This window comes from Leifsonia sp. fls2-241-R2A-40a (assembly GCF_030209575.1).
Classification (GTDB): domain Bacteria; phylum Actinomycetota; class Actinomycetes; order Actinomycetales; family Microbacteriaceae; genus Leifsonia.
Genome location: NZ_JARVRS010000001.1, coordinates 3,230,003 through 3,248,568, shown reverse-complemented (window position 1 = coordinate 3,248,568; position 18,566 = coordinate 3,230,003). Strand labels below are relative to the sequence as shown.

At 69.5% G+C, this 18,566-nt stretch carries 14 protein-coding genes; 11 read left to right on the top strand and 3 right to left on the bottom strand.

The window, feature by feature from the left end; all coding sequences use genetic code 11:
- Positions 1 to 20 precede the first annotated feature (20 nt).
- The 3 genes from QRN40_RS16035 (at position 21) to leuA (ending at position 5,900) form a co-directional block, all read left to right on the top strand.
- Positions 21 to 1,433, top strand: coding sequence for an alpha/beta hydrolase (locus QRN40_RS16035; protein ID WP_285116846.1), 1,413 nt, complete (start codon positions 21 to 23; stop codon positions 1,431 to 1,433).
- Positions 1,430 to 3,913 (top strand): bifunctional lysylphosphatidylglycerol flippase/synthetase MprF, encoded by a 2,484-nt coding sequence (locus QRN40_RS16030; RefSeq protein ID WP_285116845.1) that lies wholly within the window; start codon positions 1,430 to 1,432, stop codon positions 3,911 to 3,913. The genes QRN40_RS16035 and QRN40_RS16030 overlap by 4 nt, the downstream gene beginning before the upstream one ends.
- 214 nt (positions 3,914 to 4,127) lie before the next feature.
- A complete protein-coding gene (leuA, locus tag QRN40_RS16025) occupies positions 4,128 to 5,900 on the top strand; it encodes a 2-isopropylmalate synthase (protein WP_285116844.1) in 1,773 nt (590 codons plus the stop codon).
- 69 nt (positions 5,901 to 5,969) lie between these two features.
- Here leuA and QRN40_RS16020 read toward each other — a convergent pair whose 3' ends face one another.
- Positions 5,970 to 6,734 (bottom strand): trimeric intracellular cation channel family protein, encoded by a 765-nt coding sequence (locus QRN40_RS16020; RefSeq protein ID WP_285116843.1) that lies wholly within the window; start codon positions 6,732 to 6,734, stop codon positions 5,970 to 5,972.
- 89 nt (positions 6,735 to 6,823) lie between these two features.
- Here QRN40_RS16020 and recO point away from each other — a divergent pair, with 89 nt between their 5' ends.
- Genes recO through QRN40_RS16005 form a run of 3 tightly spaced genes read left to right on the top strand, consistent with a single transcriptional unit; the run spans position 6,824 to position 9,111 of the window.
- Positions 6,824 to 7,582 (top strand): DNA repair protein RecO, encoded by a 759-nt coding sequence (recO, locus tag QRN40_RS16015; protein ID WP_285116841.1) that lies wholly within the window; start codon positions 6,824 to 6,826, stop codon positions 7,580 to 7,582.
- Positions 7,579 to 8,412, top strand: a complete 834-nt coding sequence (locus QRN40_RS16010; protein WP_285116839.1) for an isoprenyl transferase — start codon at positions 7,579 to 7,581, stop codon at positions 8,410 to 8,412. Before recO ends, QRN40_RS16010 begins: the two co-directional genes overlap by 4 nt.
- Positions 8,413 to 8,439: 27 nt before the next feature.
- Positions 8,440 to 9,111, top strand: coding sequence for a DsbA family oxidoreductase (locus tag QRN40_RS16005; RefSeq protein WP_285116838.1), 672 nt, complete (start codon positions 8,440 to 8,442; stop codon positions 9,109 to 9,111).
- Positions 9,112 to 9,259: 148 nt separating this feature from the next.
- Here the strand turns inward: QRN40_RS16005 and QRN40_RS16000 are convergent, their stop codons facing one another.
- Positions 9,260 to 10,219, bottom strand: coding sequence for an endonuclease domain-containing protein (locus QRN40_RS16000; protein ID WP_285116836.1), 960 nt, complete (start codon positions 10,217 to 10,219; stop codon positions 9,260 to 9,262).
- A gap of 75 nt (positions 10,220 to 10,294) precedes the next feature.
- Positions 10,295 to 10,813 (bottom strand): aminoacyl-tRNA deacylase, encoded by a 519-nt coding sequence (locus tag QRN40_RS15995; RefSeq protein ID WP_285116835.1) that lies wholly within the window; start codon positions 10,811 to 10,813, stop codon positions 10,295 to 10,297.
- Positions 10,814 to 10,846: 33 nt separating this feature from the next.
- Here QRN40_RS15995 and dusB point away from each other — a divergent pair, with 33 nt between their 5' ends.
- From dusB to QRN40_RS15970, 5 genes are all read left to right on the top strand, one after another.
- Positions 10,847 to 12,037 carry a tRNA dihydrouridine synthase DusB gene (gene dusB, locus QRN40_RS15990; RefSeq protein WP_285116833.1) on the top strand — a complete coding sequence of 397 codons (1,191 nt, stop codon included), beginning with the start codon at positions 10,847 to 10,849 and terminating at the stop codon, positions 12,035 to 12,037.
- Complete coding sequence (locus QRN40_RS15985) at positions 12,027 to 13,319, top strand: deoxyguanosinetriphosphate triphosphohydrolase (RefSeq protein WP_285116830.1); 1,293 nt, start codon at positions 12,027 to 12,029, stop codon at positions 13,317 to 13,319. The genes dusB and QRN40_RS15985 overlap by 11 nt, the downstream gene beginning before the upstream one ends.
- Positions 13,320 to 13,410: 91 nt before the next feature.
- Positions 13,411 to 14,709 (top strand): DUF4282 domain-containing protein, encoded by a 1,299-nt coding sequence (locus tag QRN40_RS15980; protein WP_285116827.1) that lies wholly within the window; start codon positions 13,411 to 13,413, stop codon positions 14,707 to 14,709.
- An 85-nt stretch (positions 14,710 to 14,794) separates the two neighbouring features.
- A complete protein-coding gene (gene dnaG, locus QRN40_RS15975) occupies positions 14,795 to 16,666 on the top strand; it encodes a DNA primase (protein WP_285116825.1) in 1,872 nt (623 codons plus the stop codon).
- 206 nt (positions 16,667 to 16,872) lie between these two features.
- Complete coding sequence (locus QRN40_RS15970) at positions 16,873 to 18,501, top strand: ABC transporter substrate-binding protein (RefSeq protein WP_285116823.1); 1,629 nt, start codon at positions 16,873 to 16,875, stop codon at positions 18,499 to 18,501.
- Positions 18,502 to 18,566: the final 65 nt, after the last annotated feature.

The following is an 18,566-nucleotide window of genomic DNA, read 5'->3' as shown; positions in this document are numbered from 1 at the left end:
GTTGCTTAGCTGAACTCTCAGTGAGCCTCAGGGATCGACGAACTGAACCCGGAATAATCAACTGTCCGCTCCTACAGCGCGACGCCCCGACCGCGAGAGGACCACCCCTGAACTGGCTGCTGACGCTGAGGATCGACAAGCCGCCGTTCCTCATCACACTGGACGTCCTGGCCGGGGCTCTCGTGCTGTACCTCCTGATCCGTCCCACGTGGCGGCGGACGCTCGCCGGGCTGACGGCTGCGGTGGCCGGAGGACTGCTCGGCTGGTTCGTCGTGTGGCTCTGCACCGATGTCCTCGATCTCTTCGGTGTCGCCCTGACACCGGTGACGACGCTGTGGACGGCGCTCGGCTTCGGGAGTGTGAGCCTGGCTATCGCAAATCTGTTCCGCTCCCGCTGGTGGCGGAAGGTGATCGCGGCTTTCAGCATCCCGGTGTTCCTGGCAGCGGCCTTCTGCGGGATCAACGCGGACTTCGGCGCGTACCGCAACGGAAACGACGTGCTCGGCGTCGTGCCGTACGGGGCGCTCCAGCTGCACTCCGAGCGTGGCGAGGTCGTCGCGGGGACCGACTGGCGCGCGACGGCCGACCCGGCACCCGCCGACCCGGCACCCGCCGACCCGCCCGCGACCCTCCCCGCGAAGGGCGAGGTAGGCACTGTCCGCATCCCGGCCACCGAGTCCCGGTTCCCCGCGCGCAAGGCGGTCGTCTACCTGCCTCCGGTCGCGCTGACCGCGAATCCACCGGCCCTGCCGGTGCTCTACGCGCTGTCCGGACAGCCGGGAGCTCCCGCGGACATGTTCACCGCGGGCCGTGTGGCCGCCGTGATGGATGCGTTCGCCGCGAAGCACGACGGCTACGCGCCGATCGTGGTCGCTCCGGATCAACTCGGCGGACCGGGCCGCAACCCGATGTGCGTCGATTCCCGCGATTACGGCGATTCGGCGACCTACCTGCTGACCGATGTGCGGAACTGGGTGCGCTCGAACCTGCGCGTGAGCAGCGACCCGGCGGGATGGGGCGTCTTCGGATACTCGCAGGGAGCGACCTGCGCGGTGCAGTTCGCCACCGGGCGCCCCGACCTGTTCGGCTCGGCGCTGGCGTCCTCCAGCGAGCTCGGACCGACGCTGGGGAATGAGGCCCTGACCATCAGTACGGGATTCGGCGGCTCGAAGCAGGCGTACGAGCAGGCGCAGCCGTCCGCGCTCCTGAAGGCCCACGCGCCCTACCGCGATTCGGTCATGGTGTTCGGCGCCGGAGCGAACGACGCCAAGTACAGCGGGTTCGCGCGGACGCTGTACCGGGAGGCGGAGCAGGCGCGCGTGCACGCCTACCTGTTGAGCTCGCCCGGCACCGCCCACGATTGGAAGACCGTGCGGTACGTGCTGGCGCACGGGTTCCCGCTCATCGCGCCGCAGCTGGGGCTGGGCTCGTGAAGCCGGTCGCTGTCCTCCGCCGCGCCGGACGGCTCGTCGCGCAGCATCCCTTCACCACCGCGGTGACCCTGCTCATCCTGGTGCTGGCGCTCGCGACCGGCCCGATCCGCGGCCCGCACCGTCCCCTCCGCGGCTGGCTGGGCGCCGGCGCCGTACAGCTGCTGGACGGGCACTGGTGGTCGCCGTTCACCGCGGTCCTGTTCACCGACGACCTCCTCGAGCTGATCGTCGTGCTGGTGCTCAGCGTGGTGCTCGTCGGCGCGTCGGAACGGCTCATGGGCACGTGGCGCACGATGCTGGCCTTCTTCGGGACCGCCGCGGTCGGCATCGTCGTGGGCGTGCTCGTGCAGGTGGTCGCGAACAACGTCGGCGAGCTCTGGGCGCGCAACGTCCACGGCCTGCTGGTGCTGGATGCGTTCACCGCGATCGGCGGAACGATCATGACCGCTAGTGCGTTCGCCGGAACGCTGTGGCGGCGGCGCATCCGGGTCATCACGCTGCTGGTCGCCATCATGTACCTGCTCTACTCGGGGCTGCCGTCCGACCTGTACCGGCTGATCGCGGTGCTGACCGGCCTCGCGCTCGGCCCGCTGCTGCGGCAGGGACGCGTCGCCGGCGGATGGCTGCGCAGCTCCCACCACGAGGTCCGGGTGCTGCTCGCCTCCGCGCTCACCATCACGGCGCTGGGACCGGTCATCGGTCTGCTCGGCTCCACCCGGTACGGGATGCTGTCACCGATCGGCCTGCTGTTCAGCAATGAGGCGCCGAGCGCCACGTCGGTGGTGGAGCGCTGCCAGGCTTTCGCGGTCACGCGGGCGTGCTTCCGCGACCTCACGCTCGAACGGATCAACGGACTCGGACCGGTGCTCCTGTCGGTGCTGCCGCTGCTCCTCCTGCTCGTCGCGGCTTACGGCCTGCTGCGCGGCCGGCGCTTCGCGGTGTGGCTGGCGGTGTCGGTGAACGGCCTTCTGGCGCTGCTCTCGGCGCTCTACTACGGCATCCTGCCGATCGCCTCCGCCCGTCCGGCCGTCTCGCCGCGGTATTGGGAGGTGACGGTCATCCTGGCCCTCTCGACGCTGGTGCCGCTGGCGATGGCGGTGCTGCTCGTCGTGTTCCGCAGGCACTTCAGCGTCATGCCGACGGCCCGCGCGGTGCGTCGCTACGTGCTCCTCGTCCTGGGAACCGGTGTGGGTCTCGTCGGGCTGTACATCCTGGTGGGCTGGCTGCAGAAGGACACCGGCTTCACCCGGCCGATCGAGGTCGGGGACCTGCTCAACGACGTCCTCGAGCGGTTCGTCCCGGTGAGCTTCCTGCGACGCGAGCCGGCGGAGTACTTGCCGACGACGCCCCTCGCCACGATCGTCTACCACAACATCGGAACCGTGTTCTGGATCGTCGCGATCGTGGGCGCCATCCCCGCCATGCTCGGCCGCGGACTCCGTCGCCGCGGCACCGGCGAGCCCGCTCACGTTCGCGAGCTGCTGCATCGCGGTGGCGGAGACGCCATCTCGTTCATGGCGACCTGGCCGGGCAACTCCTTCTGGTTCGACCCGGTGGGAGGCGGCGCGATCGCGTACCGGGTGGAGGGCCGGGTGGCGCTGACCACCGGCGGACCGTTCGGCGCGCCGGGGCCGCACGACGGCGCCATCCAGGGCTTCGCCCGGTTCTGCGACGACAACGGCTGGATCCCGGTGTTCTACAGCGTGGATGCGCACTTCGGCCCGCTCTTCGAACGGCTCGGCTGGTCGACCATGACCGTCGCCGAGGAGACGCTGATCCGCCCGCAGCTGTGGGCGACGACGGGCAAGAAGTGGCAGGACGTGCGCTCGTCGATCAACCGCGCGCAGCGCGCGGGCATCCGCTCGGAGTGGACGAGCTTCGCCGCCCTTCCGCTGACCGCTGCGGTGCAGCTGTCGGACATCTCGGAGCAGTGGGTGGCGGAGAAGGACCTGCCCGAGATGGGCTTCACCCTCGGCGGGCTCGACGAGCTGCGCGATCCCGAAGTGCGGCTCATGCTGGCAGTCGACGAGGACGGGCGCATCGAGGCGGTCACCAGTTGGCTCCCCAGCTACCGCAACGGCATCGTCGTCGGCTGGACGCTCGACTTCATGCGGCGCCGTCCCGACTCGATCAACGGGGTGATGGAGTTTCTGATCGCCGAAGCGGCGACGCGGATGAAGGACGACGGGATCGAATTCATGTCGCTCTCCGCTGCGCCGCTCGCGCACACCGCGGCGACTCCGGACGGCGAGAAGGACACGATGGACCGGCTGCTGGGCTACCTGAGCTCGTCGCTGGAGCCGGTGTACGGCTTCCGTTCGCTGCTCAAGTTCAAGCAGAAGTTCCAGCCCGAGCTGCACCCGCTGATCATGGCCTACCCGGACCCGGTCGCCCTGCCTGCGATCGGCATCGCGCTGGTGCGTGCGTACCTGCCGGAGCTGTCGGTGCGGCAGGCGGCGACGTTCGTGCGGGGGCGGTAATAGGCGTTGCTCCGTTACCTCGGTCGCAGGCTCCCTCGGCGCTGGGGTCGCGGCATCGCTCCGCGCTGCTTACAGCTCCACCGCGCGTGGTATTCTCACACGTGTGTACGGTCTGCTCCTCCTTAGCTGCCGCGACGAGTCCTAACTTCGGGCCTCACTCGTCGCGGAGTTCGTCGTCGGCTCTCCACACCACACCGCGAAGAGGATGCAGACCATGAAGAACACGCAGGCGCCGAGCGCCATGCCGATCCACAAGTACCGACCGTTCCACGAGCAGATCCGTGTCGACCTGCCGGACCGCACGTGGCCGTCGAACCGCATCACGCAGGCGCCGCGCTGGTGCGCCGTAGACCTGCGTGACGGAAACCAGGCCCTCATCGACCCGATGAGCCCCGAGCGCAAGCGCATCATGTTCGATCTGCTGGTCCGGATGGGCTACAAGGAGATCGAGGTCGGGTTCCCGTCGGCCAGCCAGACCGACTTCGACTTCGTCCGCAGCCTCATCGAAGAGGACGCCATCCCGGACGACGTGACCATCCAGGTCCTGACCCAGTCGCGCGAGCACCTGATCAAGCGCACGTACGAGTCGCTGGTCGGCGCGAAGCAGGCCATCGTCCACCTGTACAACTCGACGAGCATCCTGCAGCGCGAGGTGGTCTTCCGCACCGACCAGCAGGGCATCATCGACATCGCTCTGAGCGGCGCGCGGCTGTGCCGCCAGTTCGAGTCGCTGGTGCCGGGCACCGCGATCTACTACGAGTACTCGCCCGAGAGCTACACCGGCACCGAGCTCGAGTTCGCCGCCGACATCTGCAACCAGGTGCTCGACATCTTCGAGCCGACCCCGGAGCGCAAGGTCATCATCAACCTGCCGGCCACGGTCGAGATGGCCACGCCCAACGTCTACGCCGACTCGATCGAGTGGATGTCGCGCCACCTGAACCACCGCGAGAACGTCCTCCTGTCGCTGCACCCGCACAACGACCGCGGCACCGCCGTCGCCGCCGCCGAGCTCGGCTACATGGCCGGCGCCGACCGCATCGAGGGCTGCCTGTTCGGCAACGGCGAGCGCACCGGCAACGTTGACCTGGTCACGCTGGGCATCAACCTGTTCACCCAGGGCATCGACCCGCAGATCGACTTCAGCGACATCGACCAGATCAAGCGCACGGTCGAGCACTGCAACCAGCTGCCCGTCGGGGAGCGCAGCCCGTGGGGCGGCGACCTGGTCTTCACCGCGTTCAGCGGCTCCCACCAGGACGCCATCAAGAAGGGCTTCGAGGCGATGGAGGCGCGCGCCGAGCGCGAGGGCGTCTCCGTGGACGACCTGGAGTGGGCCGTTCCCTACCTGCCGGTCGACCCGAAGGATCTGGGCCGCAGCTACGAGGCGGTCATTCGCGTCAACTCGCAGTCGGGCAAGGGCGGCGTCGCGTACCTGCTGAAGTCGGACCACTCGCTCGACCTGCCGCGCAAGCTGCAGATCGAGTTCTCGGGGGTTGTGCAGGCGAAGACGGATGCCGAGGGCGGCGAGGTCACCAGCGACCAGATCTGGTCCGTTTTCCAGGACGAGTACCTGCCGGCGCCGTCGGACGACCCGGACGCCAAGTGGGGCCGCTTCGAGCTGGGCAGCACCACGACCTCGAACGAGACCGGCGAGCACGTCGTACTCACGGTGACCCTGCGCGACGGCGACACCGTCGCGAAGGCCACGGGGGAGGGCAACGGCCCGATCGCGGCGTTCTTCGACATCCTGCACCAGCACGGTGTGGACGCACACCTCTACGACTACTCGCAGCACACGCTCTCGGCCAGCGAGTCGGCTCTGGCGGCGGCGTACGTCGAGGTGGATGTGGACGGCCAGCGTCGGTGGGGCGTCGGCATCGACGCGGACACGACCACCGCATCCTTCAAGGCCGTCGTCTCGGCGGTGAACCGCGCGGTGCGCTCGGGCGCCGGTCGTTCGGCCGAGGAGCTCGTCAGCGCCTGACCCGTATCGAGTTGACGCAACACGCCGTCTCGCGCTCGTCGCGGACGGCGTGTTGCGTCAACCAGGCGGTCAGTCGCCCGGCTTGTCGATGCGGTAGCGGGGGATCGCGCCCGTGTCGGTGCGCTCGACGGTGCGCGCGTCGCTCGGCGCGCGGGTGAACCGGGGCCAGCGTGGACGCGGGATCCGGCCGAGCTCCCGCTGCTCCGGCAGGCTCCAGCCGAAGCGGACCGCGAGCAACCGGATGGTGAGCGTCACGATCACGCAGACGATCGCCGCGATCGTCAGCGGAACGCCGAGGTCGATCATCACGACGAGCACGATGGTGCCCGCGCCCGCCGCGACCGCGTAGAGCGAGCCGACGTGCATGAGCGCGATCGGGAGGTTCAGCAGGACGTCCCGCAGGATCGAACCGCCCACCGCGGCGACGACTCCCACGAAGACGGCGGGAACCTCCGGGAGCCCGAGGGCGAGCGCCTTGCTGGCACCGATCGCGCCGAACAGGCCGATCGTGAGCGCATCCAGGAAGGTGATCACCGGGTCGAGCCGCCGGAACAGCCGGATCAGCAGCATCCCGAGCAGCGCCGCGACGACGGTGGCCGGGAGATACCAGTTCGACTGCAGGGCGACCGGGGTGACGTTCAGCAGCAGGTCGCGCAGCAGGCCGCCGCCGACCCCGGTCGCGACGCCGATGATGGCGACGCCGAGCAGGTCGAGGCGGCGGTCGCGGAAGCCGGAGGCGAACATCGCTCCCTGCAGGCTGCCGATGCCGACGGCGATCAGGTCGCCCCACAGCGGGATCGACAGGGCGCCGATGTTCAGGGCGGTCGTGCTCACCTGTCACTTGTATCACGCGCGGTGGAGCCTCCCGGGCGTGGCGAGCTCCGCATCCGCCCTACTGTCAGTCGGGCGCGGGATACTGGAGTGTGCCTGTCTACCGTGATGAAGCCGTCGTGCTCCGCACCCACAAGCTGGGGGAAGCCGACCGCATCGTCACCATGCTCAGCCGGCAGCACGGCAAGATCCGCGCGGTGGCCAAGGGCGTGCGGCGCACGGCATCCCGGTTCGGATCCCGTCTCGAGCCGTTCATGGTCGCGGACGTACAGCTGTACGAGGGCCGCAGCCTCGACGTCGTCACCCAGGCCGAGTCGATCGGCGCGTACGGCGCCCTCATCGCCGACGACTACGCGAGCTACACCGCCGCGAACGCGATGGTCGAGGCCGCCGACCGGCTGACCGACGCCGAAGCATCGCTGCAGCAGTACCTCCTGTTGGTGGGAGGCTTGCGGTCGCTCTCGCGGCGGGAGCACGGCGCCGGACTGACGCTCGACTCGTACCTGCTGCGCGCGCTGTCGCTGGCGGGATGGGCGCCGAGCTTCCAGGACTGCTCGCGCTGCGGCACACCCGGCCCGCACACCGCCGTGGTCGTCCAGCTCGGCGGTGTCGTCTGCGAGAACTGCGCGCCGCAGGGCGCCCCGCGGGTCGACTCCGACACGATCGCCCTGCTCGGTGCGCTGCTGTCGGGCGACTGGGAGACGGTTGAGGCGTCGTCCGAGCAGACCCGCAGCCGCGCGAACGGCGTGGTCGCGGCGTACACCCAGTGGCACCTGGAGCGTGGGCTGCGCTCCCTGCAGCACGTCCAGCACGAACCGAAGCCGCACCACGACCAGAAGGCGAGTGGATGAGTCCCAAGCCCTACACGCACAAGGATGCGGTCGAGTACCGCCCGCTCGACTGGACCGGGGTCTACCCGCCCGCGTTCCCGGCGGGGAGCGTGCCGTCGCACGTGGCGATCGTCATGGACGGCAACGGCCGGTGGGCGAACCGCCAGGGGCTCACGCGCATCGAGGGACACCGCGCCGGGGAGGCGGCCCTGCTGGATGTGGTGGCCGGCGCCATCCAGGCCGGAGTGAAGCACCTGAGCGTGTACGCGTTCTCGACGGAGAACTGGAAGCGGTCGCCCGACGAGGTGCGCTTTCTGATGGGCTTCAACCGCGAGGTGCTGCACCGACGGCGGGACCAGCTCAACGAGTGGGGCGTCCGTGTGCGCTGGGCCGGTCGCAAGCCGCGGCTGTGGTCGTCGGTCATCAAGGAGCTGCAGTACGCCGAACAGCTGACCGCGGGCAACGACGTCCTGACGTTGACCATGTGCGTCAACTACGGCGGCCGGACGGAGATCGCCGATGCGGTGCGGTCCATCGCCGACGAGGTGGCGGCGGGCAGGATGCGGCCGTCGGCGGTGAGCGAGAAGACCATCCAGCGTCACCTCTACCTCCCGGACATGCCCGACGTCGACCTCTTCGTGCGCAGTTCGGGGGAGCAGCGGACCAGCAACTTCCTCCTCTGGCAGAGCGCGTACGCCGAGATGGTGTTCCTCGACACGCTGTGGCCGGACTTCAGCCGGACCGACCTGTGGGATGCGGTGGACCTGTACCTTCGGCGCAACCGCCGGTTCGGGGGCGCGATCGACACGCCCACGCCATCCAGTGCGTCGGCGGCATCCCCTTCGGAATAGTTGCAGTCCTGCACCGTTGTCTTTGAGGTGAGCGAACCCATCAAGATCGACATCTGGTCCGACATCGCATGCCCGTGGTGCTACATCGGCAAGCGCAAGTTCGAGGCCGGCAGCGGCCTCTTCGCCGACGCCGGCGACGGCCGCGGGGTCGAGGTCGAGTACCACTCGTTCGAGTTGTCGCCGGACACCCCCGTCGACTTCGAGGGCAGCGAGATCGACTTCCTCGCCGGCCACAAGGGAATGCAGGCCTCGCAGGTCGAGCAGATGCTGGAGCGCGTGACCGGGATCGCCTCCTCCGTCGGGCTCGAATACGACTTCGACACCCTGAAGCACACGAACACCGTGAAGGCGCACGAGCTGCTGCACTTCGCCAAGGCGCAGGGCAAGCAGCTGGAACTGGCCGAGCGACTCTTCCGCGCCTACTTCGTCGAGGGACGCCACGTCGGCCGGATCTCGGACCTGGCCGACCTGGCCGCCGAGGTCGGTCTCGACCGCGACGCCGCCGTGGCAGCGCTGGAGTCGTCGCAGTACGTCGACGAGGTGCGCGCCGACCAGGCCACCGCCGCCGAGTACGGGATCAACGGCGTCCCCTTCTTCGTCATCGACGGCAAGTACGGCGTCTCCGGAGCCCAGGACGCGGCGACCTTCGCCCAGGTCCTGGAGCAGGTGTGGTCCGAGCGCGCCGAGGTGACCGCGTGAGCACGGCGCCTGCCGGCGCCGAGGCGGCTCCTGCGGCTACGCCGCCGCGCCCGACCCTTGTCCCGCTCGGCGCCCCGGCCGCCGTCTGCGACGGTGACACCTGCGCCCTCCCGTGACCTAGTGGTCCCAACACGCCGTTACGAGTTCGTCAAAACGGCATGTTCGGACCACCAGTTCCAAGAGCAGTCCGTATGCGGCGGAGCGCTTCCCGCGCATTGTCCCGCATGTGCTCTTTACTGATGCGCAGAACCCGCCAGCCGAGCGTCTCGACGACATAGATGCGGTCGATGTCCGTCTGGTACTGCTTCGCGTCAGTGCGGTGGTGATCGCCGTCGTACTCGACGACGAGCCGCTCGTTGGGGAAGACGAGATCGCCGGAAGCAAGGATCCGACCGGAGGAATCGACGATCGGTGCGTTGACGCCGGGCTCTGGCAGACCCGCTCGAACGATTGCCAACCGCAGGACGGACTCCATGGGTGAGTCCGTCCGCGGCCTCACGAGCGCGGCCGCGGCTCGCAGCGTGCGCACACCCGGGCGTCCGATCGCGTTCGCAGCTGCATCCATCAGCGTCACGTGCTCGCACAGGGGATGCTTGCGGCGAAGGAGCGCGTCTCCTGCCATCACCAGCTCTTCGACGGTGAGAAGTGCGGCCAGCTCGCACCACACCTCCTGCGGCTCAGGTACCTTCAGGCCGCAGACCGTGCGGAGCGGCGGAGGGTGCCCGAGGGCGTGTCCGATGACTCCGCGGCCCTTCGGCGCGCGGACGGGGAGAACGGACGACACGTGGATGTCCCGCCCCCGGAACCTCATGGGCAGCGGCAGCCCGTAGAGTGCCGCGGCAGTGACATGGCTGAAGAACGTCCCCTCCCGCATAGCCGCTCGATATGCGGCGCACCGCTCCACCAGCTCGTCGTCGGCGCCTGGGAGAGAGCGCACGCCATGGAACGGCGCCGTCAGGTCCGCGCGACGGAGCCGCTGCGCCGGCACACCGGCCTGCCTCGCGGCCTCGACAGAAAAGCTCGGCGATCTCAGCGTCGGTGGGAGGGGTCGGGGAGTTCGCATCCCGCCACTCTGCCGCAGTGTGCACCGCGCCTCCGGCCTATCCACAGGCCGCCTATCCAGTGGTCCCAACGCGCCGTAATGGTGCTGCCGTAACAGCGTGTTGGGACCACTCGATAGGGGCTACTCGGGGTCGGTGATGTCGGCGACGGTGGCGCCGTACGCGGCGATGAGGTCATCGGCGTCGACGAAGAGCGAGTAGCCGGCCTCGCCAGCGCCCATCGACACGGTGCGCCCGACGATCGTCGCGTCGGCGACGACGGGCCACGCGGTCGTGCTGCCGAACGGGGTGATGGTGCCGCGGGCGTAGCCGGTGGCGGCCAGGGCGACGGACGCGTCCGGCAGCTGCAGCTTGTTCACCTGGAGCACCGAACGGAGCTTGGGCCACGCGATCTTCCGGCCGCCGGGCACGAGCGCGAAGACGAAGGTGTCGTCGCTGCGCTTCACGACCAGCGTCTTGACAATGTCCGACGGCTGGATGCCCAGCACCTCCGCGGCCTCCTCCAGGCTGCGGGCCGCGACCCGCTCCACGATGCGGATGTCCACCCCGCGCGCTTCCGCGTCGGCGATGACGCGCTCGCGACCGCTGCTCACGGTTTCGCCAGCAGGGGAGTTGTCCACGGATTCCGAGCTCTCGGCCATAGCACAGCACGCTTTCTGGGAGAATCGAGTGAGATGTCTACCACTGCCACCATAAGCCACGCCCCCCAGCTGACCATCGGTCCGCTGGCGCTCGACGTGCCCGTGGTCCTCGCGCCGATGGCCGGGATCACCAACACCGCGTTCCGGCGGCTGTGCCGCGAGTTCGGTGCCGGGCTGTACGTCAGCGAGATGATCACCTCGCGCGCGCTCGTCGAGCGCACGCCGGAGTCCCTCCGCCTGATCACGCACCACGAGTCGGAGACGCCGCGCTCCATCCAGCTCTACGGCGTCGACCCGCACACGGTCCGCGAGGCGGTCACCATGCTCGTCGCGGAGGACCGCGCCGACCACATCGACCTCAACTTCGGCTGCCCCGTTCCCAAGGTGACCCGCAAGGGCGGTGGGGCCGCCCTGCCCTGGAAGCTGGGGCACTTCCGCGACATCGTCGAGGGCGCGGTGAAGGCGGCCGGCGACATCCCGCTGACGATCAAGATGCGCAAGGGAATCGACGACGAGCACCTGACCTTCCTCGAGGCGGGGCGGATCGCCGAGGGCGCCGGTGTGGCCTCGATGGCGCTGCACGCCCGCACCGCCGCCGAGTTCTACTCCGGCCAGGCGGACTGGTCGGCGATCGCGAAGCTCAAAGAGACCGTGAGCTCCACCCCTGTCTTGGGCAACGGCGACATCTGGTCCGCGGCCGACGCCATCCGGATGGTCGAGGAGACCGGCTGCGACGGCGTCGTGGTGGGCCGCGGCTGCCTGGGCCGCCCGTGGCTGTTCGGCGACCTCGCGGCGGCGTTCCGCGCTCGCGCCGGCGAGATCAGCCCGGAGGAGGCCGCTGCCGCCCAGGCGCATCCCACCCTCGGTCAGGTCGCGCAGACCTTCCGCCGGCACGCCGAGCTGCTCGTCGAGTTCTTCGACAGCGAGGAGCGCGGCTGCCGCGACATCCGCAAGCACGTCGCCTGGTACTTCAAGGGCTACCCGGTCGGGGGAGACCTTCGCGCGAGCCTCGCCACCGTCGACACGCTCGAGCACCTCGATGAACTGCTCGCCACCCTGGACTGGGACCAGGAGTATCCCGGCGAGGCCGCAGAGGGCCAGCGCGGACGCGCCGGTTCGCCGAAGCGACCCGCCCTCCCTGACGGCTGGCTGCTCAGCCGCGAGCTCGACGGCGCACAGCGCGCCGAGGTCGCCGACGCGGAGGTGCACAACAGTGGTGGATGAGGTGGCCTCGATCCCGCAGACGCCCGGCGCCGTCGAGACGGCCGACGCGTACTCCGAGCACGACCGCGAGCGGTGGCTGCCGGAGCATCACTCCAACCGGCGCAGCGACTTCGCGCGCGACCGCGCCCGGCTCCTCCACTCGAGCGCACTCCGCCGGCTCGCCGCGAAGACGCAGGTGCTCAGCCCGACCGCGGGGCTCGATTTCGCCCGCAACCGGCTCACCCACTCGCTCGAGGTCGCCCAGGTCGGCCGCGAGCTCGCCAACAGCCTCGGGCTCGATCCGGACATCGTCGACACCGCGTGCCTCGCCCACGACATCGGACACCCTCCGTTCGGTCACAACGGCGAGCGCGCGCTCAACGCGTGGGCGGAGGACATCGGCGGCTTCGAGGGCAACGCTCAGACGCTTCGGCTGCTGACGCGCCTCGAGCCCAAGGTTTTCGGCCGCGACGGCCGGCCCTACGGGCTGAACCTGACACGCGCGAGTCTCGACGCGAGCTGCAAGTATCCGTGGCCTGCGTCCAACTCGGTCGCCGACCCGAGCGGACGCGCCAAGTTCGGCTTCTACGCCGACGACCACGCGGTGTTTGAGTGGATGCGCGCCGGCGCACCCGAGCGTCAGCGCTGCATCGAGGCGCAGGTGATGGACCTCTCCGACGACATCGCCTACTCCGTGCACGACTTCGAGGATGCGGTCGTGAACGGCTACATCGACGTCGCCGCGCTCGGCAGCCGGGTCGACCACGAAGACCTGGTCGAGTCGATGCACGAATGGATCGGCGGCGAGGTGAGTCACCAGGACCTCATCGAGGCGTTCGACCGGCTCGACAGCATGGACATCTGGCTCGACGGCTGGGACGGTTCGCGCCGCTCGCAGGCCCGGCTGAAGAACCTGACCAGCCAGCTCATCGGGCGCTTCGCCCACGCGGCGGTGCACGCGACGAAGGAATCTGCCGGACGGACCGACCTGATCCGTTTCGGCGCCGACGTCGTGGTCCCCGCGGGCATCCGCGCCGAGATCGCCGTGCTCAAGGGCATCGTCGCGACCTTCGTGATGTCGCGGAACACCCGACAGCCGATCTACGCGCAGCAGCGGCAGATCCTCACCACCCTCGCCGACCTGCTGTACCAGCGCGGGCCGGCGGAACTCGACCCGGGATTCGCGGAGGACTGGCGGGCGGCATCTACCGATACGGAGCGCCGGCGTGCGGTCGTCGACCAGGTCGCCAGTCTCACGGACCAGTCCGCGCTGAGCTGGTACGAGCGGCTCGTGCAGCACTGATCCTGCACGAAGCGCGGATGGGCGCACAGCCGGGCTTGAATACCGTGCCACTGTGCAGAATGCTGGAGGTCAGGCCTTCGGGAGGAGACGAATGAGCACCGCACTACCACCGTCGGACGGCGACCGCCCCGCAGCGGGCGCGTCGGCGGACGAGTCGGCAGCGGGCGAAACGGCGCAGGCGGTCCCCGCCGCGCCGGAGGCCCCCCGCCGCGCGCCGCGCACGTCCGCCGGAAGCGGCGCACCTCGGGCGACCCGCGCAGGCACCTCCAAAACGGCCGGAGCAGCGGGAACCGCGAAGCCCGCGGGAACCGGCAAGGCCGCCGGCGCAGCGAAGACGACCGGCACCGCGAAGCCGGCCGACGATGCGAAGGCGCCGGCCGCCGCCAAGCCCGCGCGCGCGGCATCCACGGCCAAGAAGACGCCGACGCCGCGCACGCGCCGCACCACCACCAAGCCCGCGGCGATCGCGCCGGAAGGGGAGGCGCCCGGCATCATGGATGCCACCCTCGGCGCCCGTGAGCCCCTCGCTCCCGAGGCGGCGGCCCCGGAAGCAGCGGCCGCGGTCGCTGCGCAGCCTGCCCCGAGCGACACGTCCTCGTCGCCCGCCGAGCCGATCGCGGACACCGACGCCGACGTCGATGCCGCCACGACGAAGCGCCTTCCCACTGCGGAGGAGCTCTACGCCCGCCCGACGGCGCCAACCGCGGCAAGCGCCTCGACGACCACAACAGCCGCGGCGACCACGGCGGCCGCCGCTGTCCCGGCGGAAACCCGTGCGCAAACGGCGCCGCCCGCAACGACTCGCCCCTCGGGCGAGCGGGACGCATCCGTCGACACCGCCGCGGCCCCCGCACCGGCCGCCGTCCCGGCGGATTCCCTGCCCGACGCGCTGCCGACCGAGCGGATCGACGCCGGTGACGCAGTACCAACCGACGCGACGACCGCCGCCGACGCCCCGCCGGTGGGAGCACCGGACGCGACGCACGCGACCGCATCCACCGACCCGAACGCCCACCCCGCTCCGCACGCCCACGCGCCCTACGGCCGCACGGTCAACGACCTCGCCGACCGCCTCGACGACTCGCGCTTCTTCTCCTCGCTGTTCGACTTCACCTTCACCAACTACGTCACGCGCAAGCTGGCCGGCCCCGTCTACGTGGTGGGGCTCGTGCTCATCGGTCTCGGCATCGTTGTCGGGTTCGCGAACTCGCTCACGTCGGCCATCGCGACGCACGCTCCCATCGGCGCGTTCGTCTTCCTGTTCGGCGTGCTCATCACGCTGGTGGGCGCCATGCTGAGCGTGCTGCTGCTGCGCGTCGGCATCGAGGTGTTCTGCGCCATCATCGAGATCGCCCAGAACACGCGACGGAGGCGGCCGCCGGGGGAGTGACCCTGCGCCACGGAAGCGGCGGCGCGTCATCCACAGATTCCCGCCGCCCGGACGAAGCGTCGGCCCGGCTCACTAGAATCGAACTATGGCCGGCCGAATTCGACAAAGCGACATCGAAGAGGTCAAGGCTCGCACCAACATCGGCGACATCGTCGGCGACTACGTCAGCCTGAAGACCGGCGGCGTCGGAGCGCTCAAGGGCCTGTGCCCGTTCCACGACGAGAAGAGCCCGAGCTTCTACGTCCGTCCGGGGGTCGGCCGGTACCACTGCTTCGGCTGCGGCGAGGGCGGCGACGTCTACGAGTTCCTCCTCAAGATGGACCACGTGTCCTTCACCGACGCGGTCGAGCGCCTCGCCGCCCGCATCGGCTACCAGCTGCACTACGAGGAGGGCGGCGGCGGACCGTCGGAAGGTTCCGGCAACCGGGCCCGCCTGCTCGCCGCCAACGCCGCTGCCGAGGAGTTCTTCCGCGACCGGCTCTCAGCCCCCGACGCGGACCCGGGCCGTCGCTTCCTCGGCGAGCGCGGCTTCGACGCGGCCGCCGCAGCACACTTCGGAGTGGGTTACGCGCCCAAGAGCTGGGATGAACTCACCAAGCACCTCCGCGGCAAGGGCTTCACGCAGGAGGAGCTCCTCACGGCCGGGCTCGTGTCGCAGGGCGACCGCGGTGTCTACGACCGCTTCCGCGGCCGGCTGATCTGGCCGATCCGCGACGTCACCGGCCAGACCATCGGCTTCGGCGCGCGCCGGCTGCTCGACGACGACAAGGGCCCCAAGTACCTGAACACGCCGGAGACCCCGGTCTACAAGAAGGCGCAGGTGCTCTACGGCCTCGACCTCGCGAAGCGCGACATCTCGCGGCAGGACCAGGTCGTCGTGGTCGAGGGCTACACCGACGTCATGGCCTGCCACCTCGCGGGGATCACCACCGCCGTCGCGACCTGCGGCACGTCGTTCGGCGTCGACCACATCAAGGTGATCCGACGCGTGATGGGCGACGACAACAGTCAGGGCTCGGTCATCTTCACCTTCGACCCGGATGCCGCGGGCCAGAAGGCCGCGACGCGCGCGTTCGGCGAGGAGCAGCGCTTCTCGGCGCAGACGTACGTCGCCGTCGGCCCCGACGGGCTCGACCCGTGCGACCTCCGGCTGACCAAGGGCGACGACGCGGTCCGGCGCATGATCGACGCCCGCAAGCCGATGTTCGAGTTCATGATCCGCCAGGTCGTCGAGCGTTTCGACCTCGATTCGGTCGAGGGCCGCGCCGCGGCCCTGCGCGCCGGCGCGCCCATCGTGGCGACGATCCGCGATCCCGCCTCTCAGAACGGCTACACCCGAGAGCTCGCGCGCCTCTCCGGTGCGGACCTGCAGGATGCGATCCGCGCCGTGCGCGCGGCCCAGCGCTCGGGCTCGCACGGCTCATCCCGTGACGACTCCCGCGGTCCATCCCAGGGCGGCGCCGACGGCCGCTCCGGTCCGGGTGGCGACAGCCTGCCGCAGCCGTCCCGCGCTGAGCTGGCCGACCCCACGCAGCGGACGGAGCGCGAGAGCCTGATGGTGCTCCTCCAACTCCCGGGCGAGGTCGGGACCGAGCGCGCCGCCCGCGCCATGCAGGTGCCGTTCGCGAACCCGACCCACGCCGTGGTGCGGGATGCGATCGCCAGCCAGCTCTCGACGATGACGCAGCCGGGATGGGTCGAGCGCGTCCTCGCGGAGGTCCCGCAGGCCTACGCGCCGATGGTGAACGGCCTGGCCGTCGCCGAACTGCCTCAGGGCGGAGACGCCGGTCGCTACGCCCGCTCCATCGTCGACGGCCTGATCGACCGCGACCTGCTGCGCGAGAAGGCCGAGTTGACCGCTCGGCTGGGGCGCACCGACGACCCCGAGACGCGCCGGCAGATCTCGCTCGCCATGGTGGCGATCGAATCCGAACGCCGCCGCCTGCGCGGCGAATAATCGGCGGACGACCCCTCTGCGGAATCCTTCACCGGCTCGGCCGAGAACCGCTCTTTTGTTGCGTCCGTGTAAAGATCGCGCCCGCAATCGCATCCTGATGCGGGATTGACGACCATTCCGTGCTAGGAAAGTTCTCACGCGATGGGCGATCCCGCATGCCTGCGACGACGCCGCCGCGATCCCACACCAGGAAGAGGTATTCGGATATGACATCCGCACAGAACGGTGGACGGCGCCTGCTCGCCGTCTCCGCCGCGTTCGCGGCCGCGGCACTGGTGCTCGCCGGCTGCTCGGGGAGCAACAACAACTCCGGCGGTGGCGGCGGCGCCATCACCGTCGGCACGACCGACAAGATCACCTCGATCGACCCCGCCGGCTCGTACGACAACGGCTCCTTCGCCGTGATGAACCAGGTGTACCCGTTCCTTCTGAACACCCCGTACGGCAGCCCGGACGTCAAGCCGGACATCGCCGAGAGCGCCGACTTCACCTCGCCGACCGAGTACACGGTCAAGCTCAAGCCGGGTCTGAAGTTCGCGAACGGTCACGACCTCACCTCATCCGACGTGAAGTTCACCTTCGACCGTCAGAGCAAGATCAACGACCCGAACGGTCCCGCGTCGCTGCTGGCGAACCTCGACAGCGTCTCGACCCCGGACAAGACCACCGTCGTGTTCAAGCTCAAGGTCCCGAACGACCAGACGTTCCCGCAGGTGCTCTCGAGCCCCGCCGGCCCGATCGTGGATGAGCAGGTCTTCTCGGCCGACAAGGTCACGCCGGACAACACCATCGTCAAGGGTCACCCCTTCGCCGGTCAGTACGACATCACGAGCTACGACTTCAACAACCTGATCGCGTACAAGGCGAACCCTGACTACAAGGGCATCCTCGGAAAGCCGGCGACCGACAAGGTCAACGTCAAGTACTACGCCGAGTCGTCGAACCTGAAGCTCGACATCCAGAAGAACGCGATCGACGTCGCGTACCGCAGCCTCTCGGCGACGGACATCTCGAGCCTCGAGGGCAACAACAAGGTCAAGGTCGTCAAGGGCCCGGGTGGCGAGTCCCGTTACATCGTGTTCAACTTCAACACCCAGCCGTACGGCGCGACCACGCAGAACGCCGACCCCAAGAAGGCTCTCGCGGTGCGTCAGGCCGCGGCCGACCTCGTCGACCGCTCGGCGATCGCCGACCAGGTCTACAAGGGCACGTACACCCCGCTCTACTCGTACGTTCCGGACGGCCTCACCGGCGCCACCACGGTCCTGAAGGACCTCTACGGCGACGGCAACGGCGGACCGAGCCTCGACAAGGCGAAGCAGGCACTGCAGTCGGCCGGCGTGACCACCCCGGTCTCGCTGAACCTCCAGTACAACCCGGACCACTACGGCCCGTCCTCGGGTGACGAGTACGCGCTGGTCAAGGAGCAGCTGGAGAACGGCGGCCTGTTCAAGGTCAACCTGCAGTCGACCGAGTGGGTGCAGTACTCCAAGGACCGCACCGCCGACGTCTACCCGGCCTACCAGCTCGGCTGGTTCCCGGACTACTCCGACGCCGACAACTACCTGTCGCCGTTCTTCATCAAGGACAACTTCCTGGCGAACCACTACGACAACCCCGAGGTCCAGGACCTCATCGCGAAGCAGGCGGGCACGACCGACAAGGGCGAGCGCACCAAGCTGATCGAGGAGATCCAGGCCAAGGTGGGCGCCGACCTGAGCACCCTGCCGCTGCTGCAGGGCTCGCAGATCGCCGTCGTCGCCAAGGGCGTGTCGGGCGCGGACAAGACGCTCGACGCCTCCTTCAAGTTCCGCTACGCGGCCCTTTCGAAGTAATCCGGCACCGAGCCACCAGCTCTGAGCCGAACCGGGGGGTGGCTCGCTCACGCAGCGAGCCACCC

Bases quoted from the DNA above. Each gene is read 5' to 3' on its own strand.
- QRN40_RS15970 (WP_285116823.1), top strand. From the start codon at position 16,873: ATGACATCCGCACAGAACGGTGGACGGCGCCTGCTCGCCGTCTCCGCC.
- dnaG (WP_285116825.1), top strand. From the start codon at position 14,795: ATGGCCGGCCGAATTCGACAAAGCGACATCGAAGAGGTCAAGGCTCGC.
- QRN40_RS16010 (WP_285116839.1), top strand. From the start codon at position 7,579: ATGAGTCCCAAGCCCTACACGCACAAGGATGCGGTCGAGTACCGCCCG.
- QRN40_RS15980 (WP_285116827.1), top strand. From the start codon at position 13,411: ATGAGCACCGCACTACCACCGTCGGACGGCGACCGCCCCGCAGCGGGC.
- QRN40_RS15995 (WP_285116835.1), bottom strand. From the start codon at position 10,813: ATGGCCGAGAGCTCGGAATCCGTGGACAACTCCCCTGCTGGCGAAACC.
- dusB (WP_285116833.1), top strand. From the start codon at position 10,847: ATGTCTACCACTGCCACCATAAGCCACGCCCCCCAGCTGACCATCGGT.
- leuA (WP_285116844.1), top strand. From the start codon at position 4,128: ATGAAGAACACGCAGGCGCCGAGCGCCATGCCGATCCACAAGTACCGA.